The sequence below is a fragment of the Streptomyces sp. NPDC127098 genome, from assembly GCF_042722465.1.
In the GTDB taxonomy this organism is placed as follows: domain Bacteria; phylum Actinomycetota; class Actinomycetes; order Streptomycetales; family Streptomycetaceae; genus Streptomyces; species Streptomyces millisiae.
In genome coordinates this window covers 45,746-62,657 of sequence record NZ_JBHXFJ010000019.1, presented here as the reverse complement: position 1 = coordinate 62,657, position 16,912 = coordinate 45,746, and the positions used below count along the sequence as shown (strand labels likewise).

Below are 16,912 nucleotides of genomic sequence, written 5' to 3'. Positions count from 1 at the left end.
GCGAGGCACCTGACCGGGCGGTCACACGCCCCCGCGCTCGAACCAGTGCGCTCGGACGCCGGCGCCGAAGCAGAACGGGTGCTGGCGGTCGGTGAGCTGGCGGAACAGGAACTCGGTGGACGAGGAGTCGAAGCGCTGGCCAGGCACTGGCCCACAACCCTTGGCGTGGACGGGCCAGCGGTCGGGGTCGGGGCCCTCGGTGAGCCAGGCGATCTCCTGCTCGGCCTCGTTGGCCGCCCAGAGCAGCCGCCCGCCGGCGGCCGGGAAGGGCGGATGCGGTTCCCAGGGCTCCTGGGCGCCGTGCGCGGCGTCGTACTCGGCGCGCGAGATCACCTCTTCCGGTGGGAAGACGCCGTGGAAGCCGTCGAACGCCCCGTCGCCGAAGGTCTCGACGAGCCGCTTGTAGTCGCTCGGCAGGGGTGTCCCGAGGCGGGACTCGACGGCCGCCCAGTCGATCGCCGGCCGCTCCGGCGGGACCCAGCCGGTGACGGCCACCAGTCGCTCCAACCAGGACGCGTCGGCCGGCAGTTCCTCGGGTTGCGGCGTGCTTCGCGTGGCGATGGCGAGATGTGGTGCGTCGTCGCCGGTGCCGCGGCCGAAGACGAACCAGCGGTCCGAGTGCGGCCAGGCGTACAGCCACGCCACCTCGTCACCGCAGTCCAGTGCCGGCGCGTCGACGGGCTCGCCGTGGCGGTTGCTGAGCGCGTCGACGAGGTCGTACGGATCGACGCCGTCCGGCACGGGCACCCGGACGGACCCGGCCGGCGGCTTCGGCCAGTCGAGCCGCAGGTGGCGGTTGGGCCACGCCAGGTCGTACACGCGAGCCAACAGTTCGTTGATCTCCATGGCCGGGGAGTCAACCATCCGCCACCGACAGGTGGTTCAGGCCGCCAGCAGGTCGCCGCAGAAGGAGCGGATGGCGCGGTTGACCGTTTCGGGCCGCTCCCAGGGCATGAAGTGGCCGGCGCCCTTGACCCAGAACGGACCGACCGCCTCGGGGAAGGCGAGCGCGCAACGTTGCTCGGTGTGGTCGCCGACGGTCACCTGGTCGATGCCGACCAGCATCAGGGTCGGCTGCCGGACCGGGCGGTCGACCATTTCGGGGGCCGACAGGGGCCGGGTGCCCATGACGACCTCGTAGTCGGCGAAGGCGGCACGCAGCCGGGCCGCGTCCCCGTACGGCTCGGTCAGGAAGGCCAGGTCGTCCTCGTCGAAGGCGTCGGGTGGACACCACAGGCGGTGCCCGTAGAACTCGCCCACATAACGCCGCCGCCGCTCGGGCGTGTCCAGCTCGGCGACCAGGGCGTCGGCGTGGTGTCCCTGGCGGCGCTGGTAGTCGTAGACGGCGGGCTTGGGCCGGCCCGGCGGGATGCCCGCCGCCGCGAACGTCTCGCCCAGGTCGGGCATGGAGTCGTCCAGGATCACCAGGCGGTCCACCCGGTCGGGGTGGCGGTTGGCCATGTCGATGGCGATCATCGCGCCCAGGTCGTGTCCGGCGACGACCGCGCGGTCCCAGCCGAGCCGGTCGAACAGGTCGGTCAGGTCGGTGTTGAACGCGTTGAAGTCGTAGAAGTCGTCCGGCGCGAAGTCGGAGTCGCCGTAGCCACGCAGGTCCGGCGCGACGACGTCGAACCCCGCCTCGGCCAGCGGGACGAGGTTGTGCGACCAGATGCGGCTCGTGCAGGGGAACCCGTGGACGAGCAGCAGCGGCACGCCACCGTCCCCACGGCGCCGCACGGCCAGGTGGTGCCCTGGGCGGACCTCGACCCTCACGGGCGCGACGACTTCAGCGGGAAGAACCATGCACCTGGTGTACACCATCGTCCAGCCCGTGGTGCGGGAGGGACTCAGGCGCCCACGGTCCCGTCGACGCCCTCCCGCAGGAGGTCCGCGTGCCCGTTGTGGCGGCCGTACTCCAGGAGCACGTGCGTCATCACCATCCGCAGCGAGACGTCCTCTCCCCACCTCGGCTGGTGACCGGCCCGGTCCAGGGAGTCGGACTGCCGCTCGACACGGCGTGAGTTCTCCACCTCGGCCTCCCAGGCCGCGAACGCCTCCGCCCTGGTCGACGCGCTCGCGTCGTACGCCGCCTGGAAGTCGATCTCGTCGGACCAGACCAGGGGGGCGTCGTTGTCCTCGAACACCCGGCGGAACCAGGCGCGTTCGACCTCGGCCATGTGCCGCACCAGGCCGAGGAGCGAGAGCGTCGAGGGCGGCATCGACCGCCGGCGCAGCTCCTCGTCGGTGAGCCCTTCGCACTTCATGGCGAGGGTCGCCCGGTGGTAGTCGAGGAAGGCCCGCAGCATCTCGCGTTCGCTGCCGAAGCTCGGCGGTCCTTCACGGGGGTCGGTGCTCACGGGTCGTGCTCCTCGTGCGGTCTGCGTCCGGGCCAGTATCCCTGGCCGTTCGGCCGCCCGGCGGAGCTGCGTCGCCAGGCAGATACTTGGCTAGCCACATAATTGGTGTTACCTTTCATGTGGCTGGCCACGTAAATGGTCGCCGGATCGCTCACCCAAGGAGACAGCAGTCATGAAGGCCATCGTTTTCGACGCGTTCGGCGGCACCGAGGTCCTGCGCGAGGCGGACATCGAGACGCCCAGCCCCGAGGCGGGGCAGGTCCGGGTCCGGGTCCGCGCCGTCGGCGTCAACCCGGTGGACGGCAAGATCCGCTCCGGGATCATGCAGGCCATCTTCCCCACCACGCTGCCCGCCGTCCCCGGCGGCGAGATCGCCGGGGTCGTCGACGCCGTCGGCGAAGGCGTCGAAGGACTGAAGGGCGGCGACGAGGTCCTGGGCTGGTCCGACACCGGTGCCTACGCCCAGTACGCGCTGGCCACGGCGGCCGTCCTCGCGCCCAAGCCGGCCGGCCTCGACTGGACGCACGCCGCCGCGCTGCCCGTGGCGAGCGACGCTGCCGACCGGGTCCTGGACCTGCTCGACGTCAAGGCCGGCGAGACGCTGCTGATCCACGGCGCGTCCGGCGCCCTCGGCACCGTCGCCGTCCAACTCGCCGTCGCCCGCGGCGCCCGCGTCATCGGCACCGCGGGACCGGCCAACCAGGAGTACGTCACCTCGCTCGGCGCCACCGCGCTGGTGTACGGGGACGACCTGGTCGAGCGGGTCCGCGCCGTCGCCCCGGAGGGCGTGGACGCCGTGTTCGACGCCGCGGGCAAGGGCGCGTTGGAGGACTCCATCACCCTGCGCGGCGGCACCGACCGGATCGTCACCACCGCCGACTTCCGCGCCCGCGAACTCGGCGTCGTCTTCGCCGAGGGCCCGCAGCGGCGCTCGGCCGCCCGACTGGCGGAGCTCGCCCGGCAGGCCGCCGCCGGCGCGCTGGTGACCACGGTCGGCGCGACCTTCCCGCTCGCCGAAGCGGCCAGGGCCCAGCAGGTCAGCGACGGCGGCCACGGCCGCGGAAAGCTGGTCCTCACCGTCGACTGACCGCCGCGAGGGCCGGGCCGACGTCGTCACCGTCGACGCCCTGGCCCTGGCCCTGGCCCCGGCCAACCCCGACCCGGTCCGCCGGCTACGCTCCGGAGCACCGCTGAACACCCCCGGACCCGGCCACCTTCCACGGCGGCGGCGCGACCGGACACACCGACCACCCCACCCACGCCGGCTGAGGAGCAGCGATGACCGACCCCGCATCCGGGCCCCCGAGCACGGCACGCGACGGGCGCCTCAGCTACGCCGTCTTCCAACTCGCCCGCGTCCACCGGGGCCACGCCGCCGCCATGCTCCGCGCCATGAACCTGCATCCGGGGCAGGAACTGCTGCTTATGCAGCTGTTCGACCGCGACGGCCAGACCCAGTCCGAACTGCTGGAGAGCGTGGGCCTCGACCACTCCACCGTCTCCAAGTCGCTGCGCCGCATGCAGGACGCCGGGCTCCTCACCCGGGAGCCGGCCGCACACGACCGGCGCGTCATGGTCGTCCGCCTGACCGACGCGGGCCGCGCCCTGCGCGAGCCCATCGCCGACATGTGGCGCACGCTGGAGGAGATCTCCGTGCGCCATCTGACGGCGGACCAGATCGAGGCGTTCACCGCGTCCGCGTACGTGATCGAGCGGTCCATCAGGGACCACGACCGCCAGGCCCCGGCGGGCGAGTAGGACGTCGCCGTCGCGCGTCAGCCCGGCACGTCCATCCGCTGGGTGCCCACCACCGACAGCAGGCGGAGCGCCTCTGCCGAGGCGGAGCCGGGGGCGGCGGTGTAGATCACCATGCGCTGGTCGCGGTCCGCGATGTCGAGGACGTCGCAGTTGACGGTGATCGGGCCCACCAGCGGGTGGTCGAGGACCTTGCGGAGGACGGGCTGCGCGCACACGTCGTGCGAGGCCCACAGGCGGGTGAACTCCTCACTGCCGGCGAGGAGCTCACGGATCAGGTCGGCGACCTCGGGGGAGTCGGGGTAGCGGGCGGCGGTGGCGCGGAGCTGGTGGGCGGCGTTGCGGGCGAACTCGGTGGGTTCCGTCAGGCCGTAGGGCGGCGTGGCGTCCGGCAGGAAGGTGCGGCGCAGCAGGTTGCGGTCGCGGCGGGGGAGGGCGGAGAAGTCCTCCATCAGGGCGGCCGCGAGGTCGTTCCAGGCGATGACCTCGGACGTCGCGGACAGCACGATCGCGGCGGCCTGCGGCAGCCGGCGCAGCAGGTCGAGGATGCTCTGCCGCACCTCGCGCGGCGGGCCGGGGGGCGGTCCCGGCGGGGCGCCGGCCAGGTGGTGGAGGTGGGCGCGCTCCAGGTCGGACAGCCGGAGCGCGCGGGCCAGCCCGGCCAGCACCTCGCGGGACGGGCGCGGGGCGCGGGCCTGTTCGAGACGCGTGTAGTACTCGGTCGAGATGAACGCCAGCTGCGCCACCTCCTCGCGCTGCAGTCCGGGCGTGCGGCGCCGAGGGCCGGCGGGCAGCCCGACGTCCCCGGGAGTGATCCGTTCCCGCCGGCTGCGCAGGAAGCCGGCCAGCTCGCGTCTGTCCACGACGCCCAGTGTGCGGCCGGTCGGCGGGGCTTAGCCAGGTACCGCCGGTGCCTGGATGAGCCGCCGGTCCGGGCGGAGGCTCGTGGCCATGGATGACATGACGAACCACGGTGGACTGCTGGCCGGCAAGGTGGCCCTCGTGACCGGCGCCGGTCGCGGCATCGGCGCGGCGGCGGCCCGGCTCTTCGCCCGGGAGGGCGCGCGGGTGGTGCTCGCCGCCCGTACGGAGGCGCAGCTGAAGACGGTGACCGAGGAGATCAGGACGGCGGGCGGCACCGCCGACCACGTGGTGTGCGACCTGGCCGACTCGGCCGGCGTCCGGGCCGCCGTCGACCGGGTCGTGGAGCTGCACGGCCGCCTCGACGTCGCCTTCAACAACGGCGCCACCGGGGTGCCGCCCGGGCCGCTCGACCAGGTGCGGGAGGACGACTTCGACCACGTCTACGCCGTCAACCTCAGGGGCGCCTGGGCGGCGATGGCGGCGGAGGTCGCCGCCATCAGGGCCACGGCAGGCTCGGGCGCCATCGTCAACAACTCGAGCGTCGGCAGCCTCAGGGCCAATCCGCAGCTGCCCGCCTACGGCGCCGTGAAGCGCGCCGTCAACAGCCTCACCGAGTCGGCGGCCGTCACCTACGGCCGGGAGGGGATCCGCGTCAACGCCATCGCGCCCGGCGCGACGTTGACCGAGATGCTGCGGGACTGGGAGGCGGCGACCCCGGGGGTGATCGACCAGCTCACCCAGCGCTGCCCGCTGGGCCGGGCCGCCGAGCCGGCGGAGATCGCGCAGGCCGCCGCCTGGCTGCTGAGCGATCGTGCCTCCTACGTGACCGGCGTGGTCCTGCCGGTGGACGGCGGCATCACCCTCTGACCGACCCGGGCGGCGATCAGCCGGGCGCACTCACTGGCCCCGGTGTGGCTGGTGTCCACCTCCAGGTCGTAGGCCACGCCGCGGTGCACCAACTCCGCCTGGGACCTGGCCATGCCGCCGATCCGGTCGCCCCTGGCGGCCTCGCGGGCCTCGGCCACCGCGGGGTCGCAGCGGACCGCTACCCACAGCACGTCGAGCCCGCCGAGCGCGGCCTCCCAACGGCGCTGGGAGGCCGCGCCGCCGAGGAAGACCTCGTCGACGACGACCCGCCCACCGGCCCTGGCCATCGCCGCGACCCCGGCGATCCACGCCGCCTCGACGGCCCGGAACTCCGCGCCCACGCTGACGCCGCCGTCGGGCGCCAGCTCGATCCCGGCGTCCGACGTCCGCATCGACGCGGGCATCGCCTCGATCAGCGTGTCCACGCCCAGCGTCAGCCACGGCTCGGGCAGCACCGCCTGGAGGCACCGCGCGATGCGGGACTTGCCCTAGCTGGAGCCGCCGTTCAGCACGATCACGTCCGTCGCCATGCGGCCAGGCTACGGGCCGGGAACGCGATGTCGCTTCGCCGCCAGCCTCCGCGGCCCGACGACGGCAGGCTCGACGGCATGAACGAAGGAAACAACCGACTGGACGGACGGGTCGCCCTGGTCACCGGCGGCGGCCGGGGCATCGGCGCCGCCGTGGCGCTGCGCCTCGCGGCGGAGGGCGCGGACGTCGCCCTGACCTATGTGAACGACGCGGAGCGCGCCGCCGAGGTGGTGGCGGGGATCAAGGCGGCCGGGCGCCGGGGTCTCGCGATCCAGGCCGACAGCGGCGACCCGGAGGCGGTCACCGGCGCCGTGGACGAGGCCGCCGCGACCTTCGGACGGCTTGACATCCTGGTCAACAACGCCGCGGTCTTCCACTTCGGGAAGCTGGAGGAACTGGGGCTCGCCGAGGTCGACCAGACCCTGGAGGTCAACGTGCGGGCCCCGTTCCTGGCGACCCGGGCCGCCGTGCGGCACATGGAGCGGGGCGGCCGCGTCATCACCATCGGCAGCAACGTCGCCGCGCGGACGCCGTTCCCCGGCCTCGGGCTCTACGCGACGAGCAAGGCGGCGCTGGTCGGGATGACCAGGGGACTCGCCCATGAGCTCGGCTCCCGTGGCATCACCGTCAACATCGTGCACCCGGGCCCCACGGACACCGAGGCCAACCCGGCCGACGGGCCGAACGCCGAGTTCTTCGCCGGCTTCACGGCGGCGGGGCGGTTCGGGCAGCCGGCGGAGGTCGCGGCCACCGTCGCGCACGTGGCGAGCCCGGAGGCGGGGTACGTCACCGGCGCCGAGTTCAGCGTGGACGGCGGGTTCACCGCCTGAGACCACCGGCCGCTACCATGGGAGGCGTGAAGCGCGCTGGATTCGCCACGACGACGCCGGAGAGAGTCCCGGCGCGCTGACCGATGATCTGATCGAAGCCCCGGGGCGGATGCCCCGGGGCTTCGCCGTGTGGTCACCCGCCTCGCCGTCCACCGAGGAGCAGACCCATGGACCACCGCAGGCTCGGCCGTGAGCTCGACCTGTTCGACACCGACCCCCTGATCGGCGCCGGGCTGCCGTACTGGCTGCCGGACGGCGCCGCCGTGCGGCACGCCCTGGAGGAGTACGTCAGGGAGGAGGAGCGGCGGGCCGGCTACCGCCACGTCCACTCGCCGGTGCTCGGCAAGCGCGAGCTGTACGAGATCTCCGGCCACTGGGCGCACTTCAGCGAGGACGTGTTCCCGCCGATGGAGCTCGGCGGCGAGCAGCTGGTGCTGCGGCCCAGCCTCTGCCCGCACCACGCGCTGATCTACCGCTCGCGCGGCCACAGCTACCGCGATCTCCCGCTGCGCATGGCCGAGTTGGGCGGCATGTACCGCGCGGAGCTGTCGGGCGTGCTGGGCGGCCTCACCCGGGTGCGGGCGATCTCACTCAACGACGCGCACGTCTTCTGCACCCTCGACCAGGTCGTCGACGAGGCCGGGGCGGCGCTCGCCATGATCCGCCGGGCCTACGCGGCGATGGGAGTCGAGGCGGCCCGCTACCGGCTCTCGCTGGCCGGCGCGGGCGGCAAGTACGTGGCCGACCCGGAGAAGTGGCGGCGGGCGGAGGTCCTGCTGCGGGAGGTGCTGGAGCGGGAGGGCGTGGCGTACGAGGCGGTCGAGGGCGAGGCCGCGTTCTACGGGCCGAAGATCGACGTGCAGGTGGTGGACGGGGCGGGCCGCGAGGCGACCCTGTCGACCGTGCAGGTCGACTTCCACCAGCCCGAGCGGTTCGACCTGGGCTACGTCGGCGCGGACGGTGCTCGGCACCGGCCGGTGATGGTGCACCGCAGCATCGTGGGGAGCGTGGAGCGGGCCGTCGCGCAGCTCGTCGAGGTGCACGGCGGCGCGTTCCCGGCCTGGCTCGCGCCCCTCCAACTGGTGGCGCTGCCGGTCTCGGACGGTGAGCTGCCGGCCGCCGAGCGGCTGGTCGGGCGGGCCGTGGAGCTCGGCCTGCGCGCCGAGGTACGCGGCCCCGGACGGGGCGGCCTCGGCGCCCGGATCAGGGCCGCGCGGCTCGTCCCCTACCAGGCGGTGATCGGCCCGGCGGAGTCCGCCGCCGGCGCCGTCTCGCTCCGCCTCCGCGACGGCCGCCGCCTGCCGGCCCGCCCGGCGGCCGAGGCGCTGCGCGCGATCACCGACCTGGTCGCGGCGCACACCACCGAGTTGTGGCGGGGGTAGCGGTCCGGGGGGTCAGGGGACGAGGGCGGTGAGGTCCAGGTCGAGGTCGAAAGGAACCGAGGCCTTCAGTCGGCCCCGGTGGATGCCGGTGGCCACGTACGCGCCGGTCATGGTGTCGAGTTCGTAGGTGTGCACGGTGGCCGCCCCGTCCTCCTCCTCGACGCGCCAGAAGTGCGGGATCCGCGCCTGGGCGTACTTGAACGGCTTGATGGACCGGTCGCGGTCGGCCGACTCCTCGGAGACCACCTCGACCACCAGGACGACGTCCTCGGGGCCGAACCAGGTGCGGTCGGGGTCGTATGCCGCGGTGCTGACCAGGATGTCGGGCTCGGGGCGGCTCTTGCGGTCCAGCCGGACGGTCATCTCCCGCGCGACCTCGAAGCCGGCCGGGGCGGCCTGCTCCAGCGCGAGGGTCAGCTTCCCCACCAGCCGGGAGTGCCAGAACCGCTGTGGCGACATCATGAAGATCAACGCTCCGTCGATGAGTTCGGTGTGCCGCGGTGCCTGCGGAAGGTGGTCGAGGTCGTCGGCTTCCCAGCCGCTTGGCCTGGGGGGGGTCATCCACTCGGGCAGTTCGGCGGTCACGGCTTCCTCCAGAGGCCTCGGGCGACGTCAGGGGCCTGATCCCGGCTCACGGGCACGGGCTGCGCGGACCACCTCAGCGTAGTCGACGGGGAACGCGCCGCACCGCCCTCGTTTCCCCGGGACGTGTTGCCTCCACGTTGCGTACACACCGATCTGATAACAGGAATTCGCCAGGTCTTTTCCCCGCATCTACGCGCGTTACGATCGGCGGGCAACGGCGCCGGTAAGAGGCGCTTTCGACTGAAGGGACCGTCCTCTTGCGCCGCGTATCGCGTCTGGCAGCAACTGTCGCCCTCACCACGGCCCTCGCGCTCACCGCGGCCGCCTGTGGCGAGAGCTCAACGGAGTCCAACAACAACGGGGAGAACGGCGAGTCCGGCGCCCAGGGTGCCGCGATCGCCTTCGACGTCGGTGGTCGCGACGACCACTCGTTCAACGAGTCGGCGGCGGCCGGCGGCGACCGTGCCGCCGAGGAGTTCGGGATCGAGATCGAGACCAGGACCGCCGGCAACGAGGAGACCGACGCCGAGCGCGTCCAGCGCCTGGAGTCGCTCGCGCAGGAGGGCTACAACCCGGTCATCGGCGTCGGCTACCTCTACGGCAACGCCATCGCCACGGTCGCCGCGGACTACCCGGACACCACCTTCGGCGTGGTGGACGCGGTCGCCGAGGGCGACAACGTCTACAGCATGGTCTTCGCCGAGCACGAGGCGTCCTACCTGGCCGGCGTGGCCGCGGCGCTGACGTCGGAGAGCGGGCAGGTCGGCTTCATCGGCGGCGTGCAGAACCCGCTGATCCAGAAGTTCGAGGCCGGCTTCGTGCAGGGCGTCACCGACACCGACCCGGACGTCGAGGTGTCGGTCGACTACCTCTACACCAACGACGACCGTGGCTTCAACGACGTCGCCCGCGCCAGGGAGAACGCCAACGCCATGCTCGGCCGCGGCATCGACGTGATCTACACCGCCGCCGGTCAGTCCGGCGCCGGCTCGATCGAGGAGGTCGCGGGCGTCGAGGGCGCCTGGGCCATCGGCGTCGACTCCGACCAGTACCAGCAGCCGGGCCTGGCCGAGTACCGGGACTCGATCCTGACCTCGGCGGTCAAGGGTGTCGACGTGGCGGTCTACGACCTGATCCAGAGCGTGCAGAACGACGAGCCGCTGACCGGCACCCACGAGTACAACCTGGCCGAGAACGGCGTCTCGCTGGCCACCTCCGGTGGCTTCATCGACGGCATCGCCGAGCAGATCCAGGCGGCGACGGACGGCATCGTCTCCGGCGAGATCGAGGTCGCGCAGACCCCGTAAGGGGCGACCGGGCGGGGACCCCCCGCCCCTCGGGGCGGCCCGGTTCGCTGGGAGTGTGGGCCCAGCGAACCCGGGCCGCGCCGGGGCGCGAGGGCGCCGGCCCTCCGGCCCACGGGCCGGGGCGGGGTCGTCGGGCCTTCGGCCCGGCGGGCGTTGAGCTGAGCCGGGGCGCCGCTTCGGCTTCCTGGCCCGAGGCCGGTCGGCAGGGCCATGGCACCGCGGGCCGGGCCGCCCCGGCCCTGGCGTGCCTGCCAGGGCTGCGCCTGACGGCGTGGCCGCCGCAGGCGTAAGGTTCCGTCGGTCGTGGTACGAGGCGGCCGGGCCGCCAGGCCGGCAGGCCGGGCGTGCCGAAGCCCCGCAGGGTCCCGGCAGGGCCCGCGTTCGAGAAGCCGAGGTCCCTTCGGGGCCCTCGCCCCGCCAGGGGCAACCGTCGTTCAAGGAGTGTGCGTCATCACAGCCTCCACCGTTCCGCCGCAGCGCGCCGGGGAAGCCGGTGATCCGGCCGTCCCGGCCGTGACGCTGCGCGGCATCACCAAACGGTTCCCCGGTGTCGTCGCCAACCACGACATCAACATCACCGTGCAGCGCGGCACCGTGCACGCCCTGGTCGGCGAGAACGGCGCCGGCAAGTCGACGCTGATGAAGATCCTCTACGGCATGCAGAAGCCGGACGAGGGCAGCATCGAGATCGACGGCGAGCACGTCTCCTTCAGCGGCCCGGCGGACGCCATCGCTCGCGGCATAGGCATGGTCCACCAGCACTTCATGCTCGCGGACAACCTCACCGTGCTGGAGAACGTCGTCCTCGGCGCCGAGAAGTCGTACGGCATCGGCGCCCGCGCCCGGGCGCGGATCCTGGAGCTGTCCGAGGCGTACGGGCTCGGCGTCCGTCCCGACGTGCTGGTCGAGGAGATCGGCGTCGCCGACCGCCAGCGGGTGGAGATCCTGAAGGTGCTCTACCGGGGCGCCCGCACGCTGATCCTGGACGAGCCGACCGCCGTGCTCGTTCCGCAGGAGGTGGACGCGCTCTTCGGCAACCTGCGCGAGCTCACCGCCGAGGGGCTGACGGTGCTGTTCATCTCGCACAAGCTGGGCGAGGTGCTTTCGGTCGCCGACGACATCACGGTGATCAGGCGCGGCACCACCGTCGCCTCCGTCGTGCCGGCCGAGACCAACCCGAGGCAGCTGGCCGAGCTGATGGTCGGCAGTGAGCTGCCGACCCCGGAGACCCGCGAGTCGACCGTCACCGACGAGCCGGTGCTCACCGTCGACGGGCTGCGGCTCGCCGGCACCGACTCGGACGGGCAGCCGCGCGACGTGCTCGCCGACGTCGCCTTCACCATCCACAGGGGCGAGGTGCTGGGCATCGCGGGCGTGGAGGGCAACGGCCAGGCCGAGTTGGTGGAGGCCGTCATGGGCATCCGCCGCCCGGACGCCGGCACCGTCACGCTGGACGGCGCCGACATCACGCGCTGGTCCACCCGGGCCAGGCGCGAGTCGGGCGTCGGCTACATCCCGGAGGACCGGCACCGGCACGGGCTGCTGCTCGACGCGCCGCTGTGGGAGAACCGGATGCTCGGCCACGTCACCGAGCCGCCCAACGGCCGGCCGCCGTTCCTCACCATCGGCGCCGCCCGCGCCGACACCCGGCGGATCGTCGAGGAGTACGACGTCCGCACCCCCGGCATCGAGGTCACCGCCGGCTCGCTCTCCGGCGGCAACCAGCAGAAGCTGATCTTCGGCCGCGAGATGAGCCACCGGCCCAAGGTGCTGATCGCCGCCCACCCCACCCGCGGTGTCGATGTCGGCGCCCAGGCCCAGATCTGGGACCAGATCAGGCAGGCCAGGCGCGAGGGCCTGGCCGTGCTGCTGATCTCCGCCGACCTCGACGAGCTGATCGGACTCTCCGACAGCCTGCGCGTGATGTACCGCGGCCGCCTGGTCGCGGACGCCGACCCCGCCACCATCACCCCCGAGGAGCTGGGCACCGCCATGACCGGCGCGGCCACCGGCCACCTGGAGTCCCACCACGAACCGGAAGGCGGTGACGAGGCGTGAGGAACGCGCTGCGGATCGACCGCGAGAAACTGGTCCTCGGCGTCGCCGCCCCGCTGCTGGCGATCGTCACCGCCGTCGCCATCACCTCGGCGGTGATGGGCGTCACCGGCCAGAACCCGTTCCGGGCCTACGAGCTGATGCTGGACTTCGGCACCAAGAGCGACAGCCAGGTCTGGATCATCAACCAGTCCATCCCGTACTACCTGTCCGCCGTCGCCGTCGCCATCGGCTTCCGGATGAACCTGTTCAACATCGGCGTGGACGGTCAGTACCGGGTCGCGGCGTTCTTCGCCGCCGTGGTCGGCGGCGGGCTCAGCCTGCCGGGCGTCCTGCAGATCCCGGTGATCCTGCTCACCGCGATGGCGGTCGGCGCGATCTGGGCAGGCATCGCCGGCTGGCTCAAGGTGACCAGGGGCGTCAGCGAGGTCATCACCACGATCATGCTGAACTTCCTCGGCGGCTCGCTCATCGGGTACTTCCTCCAGGAGGGCCGGCTCGCCGAGTTGGAGGGGAACATCGTCCACACCCCGGACATCCCCGACTCCGGCATGTTCTTCGAGTTCGAGACCCAGGTGCAGCCCATCCACGGCACGGTGGTGATCGCCGTGCTGGTCGGCGTCGCCTACTGGTTCGTGCTCAACCGCACCCGCTTCGGCTTCGACCTGCGGGCCGTCGGTCAGTCGGAGCCGGCCGCCGAGGCCAGCGGCGTCAGCGTCAAGCGGACCGTGGTCACCGCGATGCTGCTCTCCGGCGCCGTGGCCGGCCTGGTCGGCATGCCGACGCTGCTCAACGAGAGCGGCAACTACGGCAACGACTTCCCCGAGGGCCTGGGCTTCACCGGCATAGCCATCGCCCTGCTCGGCCGCAACCATCCGGTCGGCATCGCCTTCGCCGCGCTGCTCTGGGGCTTCCTGGAGCGCACCGCGACCCGCCTCGAGGCCGAGGACTACGCGCAGGAGATCATCAGCGTGATGCAGGGCGTCATCGTGCTCTCCGTCGTCGTCGCCTACGAGTTGGTGCGCCGGTGGGGGATCAGGCGCCAGCAGCGCATGGTGGGCGAGGAATTGGCCGCCCAGGCCGGCGCGTCCGCCCGCAAGAACGACTCGGACCCGGCGGAGGTGTCCCGGTGACCACGACCCTCTCCAACCTGGCGGCGAGAGTGCGCCCGGGCGACAACCACGAGCGGGGCGGCGGCCGACGCCGGCTGACCACCTCCAGGGCGCTGCTCGTGGTGGCCGGCGCGCTGCTGCTGCTCTCCCTGGTGCGCGTCGTCACCGGCGAGGACAGCATCACCTCGACCCAGCAGTGGATCAGCGCGACGACGTTCGCCGTGCCGATCGGCCTGGCCGGTCTCGGCGGCCTGTGGGCGGAGCGCTCCGGCGTCGTCAACATCGGCCTCGAGGGCATGATGATGCTCGGCCTGTTCGCCGCCGGCTGGATCGGCTGGCAGCACGGGCCGTGGGCGGCCGTCGCGGCCGGCATCGTGGGCGGCGTGCTCGGCGGCCTCCTCCACGCGCTGGCCACCGTCACCTTCGGCGTCGACCACATCGTCTCCGGCGTCGCCATCAACATCCTGGCCCTTGGCGTGGTGCAGTTCCTCGCCAAGCTGTGGTTCGGCGCCGAGGGCAGCGCCGCCTCGGCGGCCGGCGGCAACGACAAGCAGTCGCCGCAGATGGAGCGGCTCGAATCGTTCACCGTGCCCGGGGTCTCCGACTGGCTCGGCGACCTCGCGGACCGCCACTGGTTCCTGGTCTCGGACACCGCGGGCATCCTGCGGGCCGCCGTCACCAGCGTGTCCTGGCTGACGCTGCTCGCCGTGCTGCTGTTCGTCGCCAGCTACTTCGTGCTGTGGCGCTCGGCGTTCGGCCTGCGGCTGCGGTCCTGCGGCGAGAACCCGGAGGCCACCGAGTCGCTCGGCGTCAACGTCTACTTCTACAAGTACGTGGCGCTCGCCGTCTCGGGCGGCCTGGCGGGCCTCGGCGGCGCGTACCTGGCGGTGCTGATCCGGATGTACCAGGACGGTCAGACGGGCGGCCGCGGCTACCTCGGCCTGGCCACCATGATCTTCGGCAACTGGCGGCCCGGCGGGGTCGCGGCCGGCGCCGGCCTCTTCGGCTTCATGGACGCGCTGCAGACCCGCGAGGCGGCGACCGTGCACGCCATGCTGCTGCTCTTCTCGCTCGGCCTGCTGGTGCTCGCCGTCTGGCAGTTCACCCGGGCCAAGCGGGCGGCGGCCGCCACCAGCGTGGTGCTGGCCGGGCTGCTGTGGCTCTGGTACGCCACCAGCGACTCCATCCCGCGCGAGCTGATCACCGCCAGCCCCTACCTGGCGACGCTGCTGGTGCTGGCGCTGTTCTCGCAACGGCTGCGCACGCCGCGCGCGGTGGGCAGGACCTATCGCCGGGGGCAGGCGCGGTGAGTGAGAATTTCGGGGTGACGAACCCCCACGACGGCGTGGACTGGTCGGCGCTGCGCGCGGCGGCCAGGGACGCCATGTCCCGGGCCTACGCGCCCTACTCGGCCTACCCCGTCGGCGCCGCCGCGCTGGTCGCCGAGGACGGGCGCACCGTCTCCGGCTGCAACGTGGAGAACGCCTCCTACGGGCTCGGCCTGTGCGCCGAGTGCGGCCTGGTGTCCGCGCTGCACGCCACCGGCGGCGGCCGGCTGACCCACTTCACCTGCTGCGACGGCCGGGGCGAGATCATCCTGCCGTGCGGCCGCTGCCGGCAGCTGCTGATGGAGCACGGCGGCCCCGAACTGCTGGTCGACACCCGGGACGGCATCCGGCCGCTGGCCGAACTGCTCCCGGACGCCTGGCAGCTGGAACGCGACTGAGAGAACGTGAACGGTATGGACGCGATCAGCGTGATCCGGGCCAAGCGGGACGGCCTGGCCCTCACCCCCGCGCAGATCGACTGGGTCATCGACGCCTATGTGCGTGGCGAGGTGGCCGACGAGCAGATGTCGGCGCTGGCCATGGCGATCTTCCTGAACGGCATGGACCGGGCCGAGATCGCCCGCTGGACGGCGGCGATGATCGCCTCGGGCGAGCGGATGGACTTCGGCAAGCTGCCGCTGCCCACCACCGACAAGCACTCCACGGGCGGCGTCGGCGACAAGATCACCCTGCCGCTCGCGCCGCTGGTCGCGGCCTGCGGCGCCGCCGTCCCGCAGCTCTCCGGGCGCGGCCTCGGGCACAGCGGCGGCACCCTGGACAAGCTGGAGTCCATCCCCGGCTGGCGGGCCGGTCTCTCAGGCGACGAGATGCTGGACGTGCTGAACGCGGCGGGCGCCGTGATCTGCGCGGCCGGCGCGGGCCTGGCGCCGGCGGACCGCAAGCTGTACGCCCTGCGGGACGTGACGGGCACCGTCGAGTCGATCCCGCTGATCGCCTCGTCGATCATGTCCAAGAAGATCGCCGAGGGCACCGGCGCGCTGGTGCTCGACGTCAAGGTCGGCTCGGGCGCGTTCATGAAGACATACGAGGACGCCAGGGAGCTGGCCGAGACGATGGTCGGGCTCGGCACCGACCACGGGGTGCGGACGGTGGCGCTGCTCACCGACATGTCGACCCCGCTGGGGCTGACCGCGGGCAACGCGCTGGAGGTGCGGGAGTCCGTCGAGGTGCTGGCGGGCGGCGGCCCGGCGGACGTGGTGGAGCTGACGCTGGCGCTGGCCAGGGAGATGCTGGCGGCGGCAGGGCTGCCGGACGCCGACCCGGCGGCGGCGCTCGCCGACGGGTCGGCGATGGACCGGTGGCGGCGGATGATCGAGGCCCAGGGCGGTGACCCGGACGCGCCGCTGCCGACGGCCCGCGAGACCCACACGGTGACGGCCACCGCCTCCGGGGTGCTGACCACCCTCGACGCCTACGCGGTGGGGGTCGCGGCCTGGCGGCTCGGCGCCGGCCGGGCGCGCAAGGAGGACCCGGTGCAGGCGGCGGCCGGCGTGGAGCTGCACGCCAAGCCGGGGGACCGGGTGACGGCCGGGGCCCCGCTGCTGACCCTGCACACCGACACCCCGGAGCGCTTCGAGCCGGCGCTCGCGGCGTTGGAGGGCGACGCGATCGGGATCGCCCCGGCCGAGGAGCCGGCGGCGGTTCCGGCCCGTTCCTCGATCGTGCTCGGCCGGGTGGGCTGAGCCGGTCTCCGCCGGCTCGTTCCTCTCGCTTCGGCAAACATTCATGTGACCCGACGGACTGACTGTCCGCTATGTCGGAATTTTTGCCATGATCGTCTTCGATGGCTAGTACCCTTGAACACGGTCTTGGCGGAACGACACGGCGGGAGGTGACGCTGCGATGCGCAGTGACCCTCCCAGTCATCCCCCGCGCCACGCCGGTCAGCCCAGATAGTCGCCCAGGTTCCGAGGGGCCC

17 protein-coding genes are annotated in these 16,912 nt (G+C 72.9%); 11 read left to right on the top strand and 6 right to left on the bottom strand.

What is annotated here, in order from left to right:
- Window positions 1-21: 21 nt before the first annotated feature.
- The 3 genes from ACFWI8_RS14960 to ACFWI8_RS14950 are packed head-to-tail and all read right to left on the bottom strand — an operon-like array spanning window position 22 to window position 2,306.
- Window positions 22-846, bottom strand: a complete 825-nt coding sequence (locus ACFWI8_RS14960; RefSeq protein WP_387090529.1) for an SMI1/KNR4 family protein — start codon at window positions 844-846, stop codon at window positions 22-24.
- A gap of 36 nt (window positions 847-882) precedes the next feature.
- Entirely contained in the window at window positions 883-1,803 is a 921-nt protein-coding gene (locus tag ACFWI8_RS14955; protein ID WP_387090527.1) for an alpha/beta fold hydrolase, read from the bottom strand.
- A 44-nt stretch (window positions 1,804-1,847) separates the two neighbouring features.
- Window positions 1,848-2,306: a DinB family protein gene (locus ACFWI8_RS14950; protein WP_387090658.1), complete on the bottom strand. Its 459-nt coding sequence runs from the start codon at window positions 2,304-2,306 to the stop codon at window positions 1,848-1,850.
- A gap of 223 nt (window positions 2,307-2,529) precedes the next feature.
- Between ACFWI8_RS14950 and ACFWI8_RS14945 the strand changes: the two genes are divergently transcribed.
- The gene (locus ACFWI8_RS14945; RefSeq protein WP_387090525.1) at window positions 2,530-3,444 is read left to right on the top strand and encodes an NADP-dependent oxidoreductase; all 915 of its coding nucleotides are present in this window, start codon (window positions 2,530-2,532) and stop codon (window positions 3,442-3,444) included.
- 191 nt (window positions 3,445-3,635) lie between these two features.
- Window positions 3,636-4,115, top strand: a complete 480-nt coding sequence (locus ACFWI8_RS14940; protein ID WP_387090523.1) for a MarR family winged helix-turn-helix transcriptional regulator — start codon at window positions 3,636-3,638, stop codon at window positions 4,113-4,115.
- A 17-nt stretch (window positions 4,116-4,132) separates the two neighbouring features.
- On the opposite strand, the gene ACFWI8_RS14935 is transcribed toward ACFWI8_RS14940, so the two are convergent.
- Window positions 4,133-4,975, bottom strand: coding sequence for a helix-turn-helix transcriptional regulator (locus ACFWI8_RS14935; RefSeq protein ID WP_387090521.1), 843 nt, complete (start codon window positions 4,973-4,975; stop codon window positions 4,133-4,135).
- A gap of 55 nt (window positions 4,976-5,030) precedes the next feature.
- Between ACFWI8_RS14935 and ACFWI8_RS14930 the strand changes: the two genes are divergently transcribed.
- Complete coding sequence (locus ACFWI8_RS14930) at window positions 5,031-5,843, top strand: SDR family NAD(P)-dependent oxidoreductase (RefSeq protein WP_387090517.1); 813 nt, start codon at window positions 5,031-5,033, stop codon at window positions 5,841-5,843.
- Here ACFWI8_RS14930 and cpt read toward each other — a convergent pair.
- Window positions 5,795-6,319, bottom strand: coding sequence for a chloramphenicol phosphotransferase CPT (cpt, locus tag ACFWI8_RS14925; RefSeq protein ID WP_387090655.1), 525 nt, complete (start codon window positions 6,317-6,319; stop codon window positions 5,795-5,797). The genes ACFWI8_RS14930 and cpt overlap by 49 nt on opposite strands.
- Before the next feature lie 132 nt (window positions 6,320-6,451).
- Here cpt and ACFWI8_RS14920 point away from each other — a divergent pair, with 132 nt between their 5' ends.
- Window positions 6,452-7,204: an SDR family NAD(P)-dependent oxidoreductase gene (locus ACFWI8_RS14920; protein ID WP_387090515.1), complete on the top strand. Its 753-nt coding sequence runs from the start codon at window positions 6,452-6,454 to the stop codon at window positions 7,202-7,204.
- Window positions 7,205-7,371: 167 nt separating this feature from the next.
- Window positions 7,372-8,586 carry a threonine--tRNA ligase gene (gene thrS, locus ACFWI8_RS14915; protein ID WP_387090512.1) on the top strand — a complete coding sequence of 405 codons (1,215 nt, stop codon included), beginning with the start codon at window positions 7,372-7,374 and terminating at the stop codon, window positions 8,584-8,586.
- A 12-nt stretch (window positions 8,587-8,598) separates the two neighbouring features.
- Here the strand turns inward: thrS and ACFWI8_RS14910 are convergent, their stop codons facing one another.
- Entirely contained in the window at window positions 8,599-9,147 is a 549-nt protein-coding gene (locus ACFWI8_RS14910; RefSeq protein WP_387090652.1) for a Uma2 family endonuclease, read from the bottom strand.
- Between the two features lie 281 nt (window positions 9,148-9,428).
- Here ACFWI8_RS14910 and ACFWI8_RS14905 point away from each other — a divergent pair, with 281 nt between their 5' ends.
- From ACFWI8_RS14905 to ACFWI8_RS14880, 6 genes are all read left to right on the top strand, one after another.
- Window positions 9,429-10,478 carry a BMP family protein gene (locus tag ACFWI8_RS14905; RefSeq protein ID WP_387090509.1) on the top strand — a complete coding sequence of 350 codons (1,050 nt, stop codon included), beginning with the start codon at window positions 9,429-9,431 and terminating at the stop codon, window positions 10,476-10,478.
- A gap of 441 nt (window positions 10,479-10,919) precedes the next feature.
- Window positions 10,920-12,536: an ABC transporter ATP-binding protein gene (locus tag ACFWI8_RS14900; protein WP_387090507.1), complete on the top strand. Its 1,617-nt coding sequence runs from the start codon at window positions 10,920-10,922 to the stop codon at window positions 12,534-12,536.
- Window positions 12,533-13,666 carry an ABC transporter permease gene (locus tag ACFWI8_RS14895; protein ID WP_387090504.1) on the top strand — a complete coding sequence of 378 codons (1,134 nt, stop codon included), beginning with the start codon at window positions 12,533-12,535 and terminating at the stop codon, window positions 13,664-13,666. Before ACFWI8_RS14900 ends, ACFWI8_RS14895 begins: the two co-directional genes overlap by 4 nt.
- Window positions 13,663-14,955 (top strand): ABC transporter permease, encoded by a 1,293-nt coding sequence (locus tag ACFWI8_RS14890; protein ID WP_387090501.1) that lies wholly within the window; start codon window positions 13,663-13,665, stop codon window positions 14,953-14,955. Before ACFWI8_RS14895 ends, ACFWI8_RS14890 begins: the two co-directional genes overlap by 4 nt.
- Window positions 14,956-14,969: 14 nt before the next feature.
- The gene (locus tag ACFWI8_RS14885) at window positions 14,970-15,371 is read left to right on the top strand and encodes a cytidine deaminase (RefSeq protein ID WP_311598655.1); all 402 of its coding nucleotides are present in this window, start codon (window positions 14,970-14,972) and stop codon (window positions 15,369-15,371) included.
- A gap of 15 nt (window positions 15,372-15,386) precedes the next feature.
- Entirely contained in the window at window positions 15,387-16,676 is a 1,290-nt protein-coding gene (locus tag ACFWI8_RS14880) for a thymidine phosphorylase (protein WP_387090498.1), read from the top strand.
- Window positions 16,677-16,912: the final 236 nt, after the last annotated feature.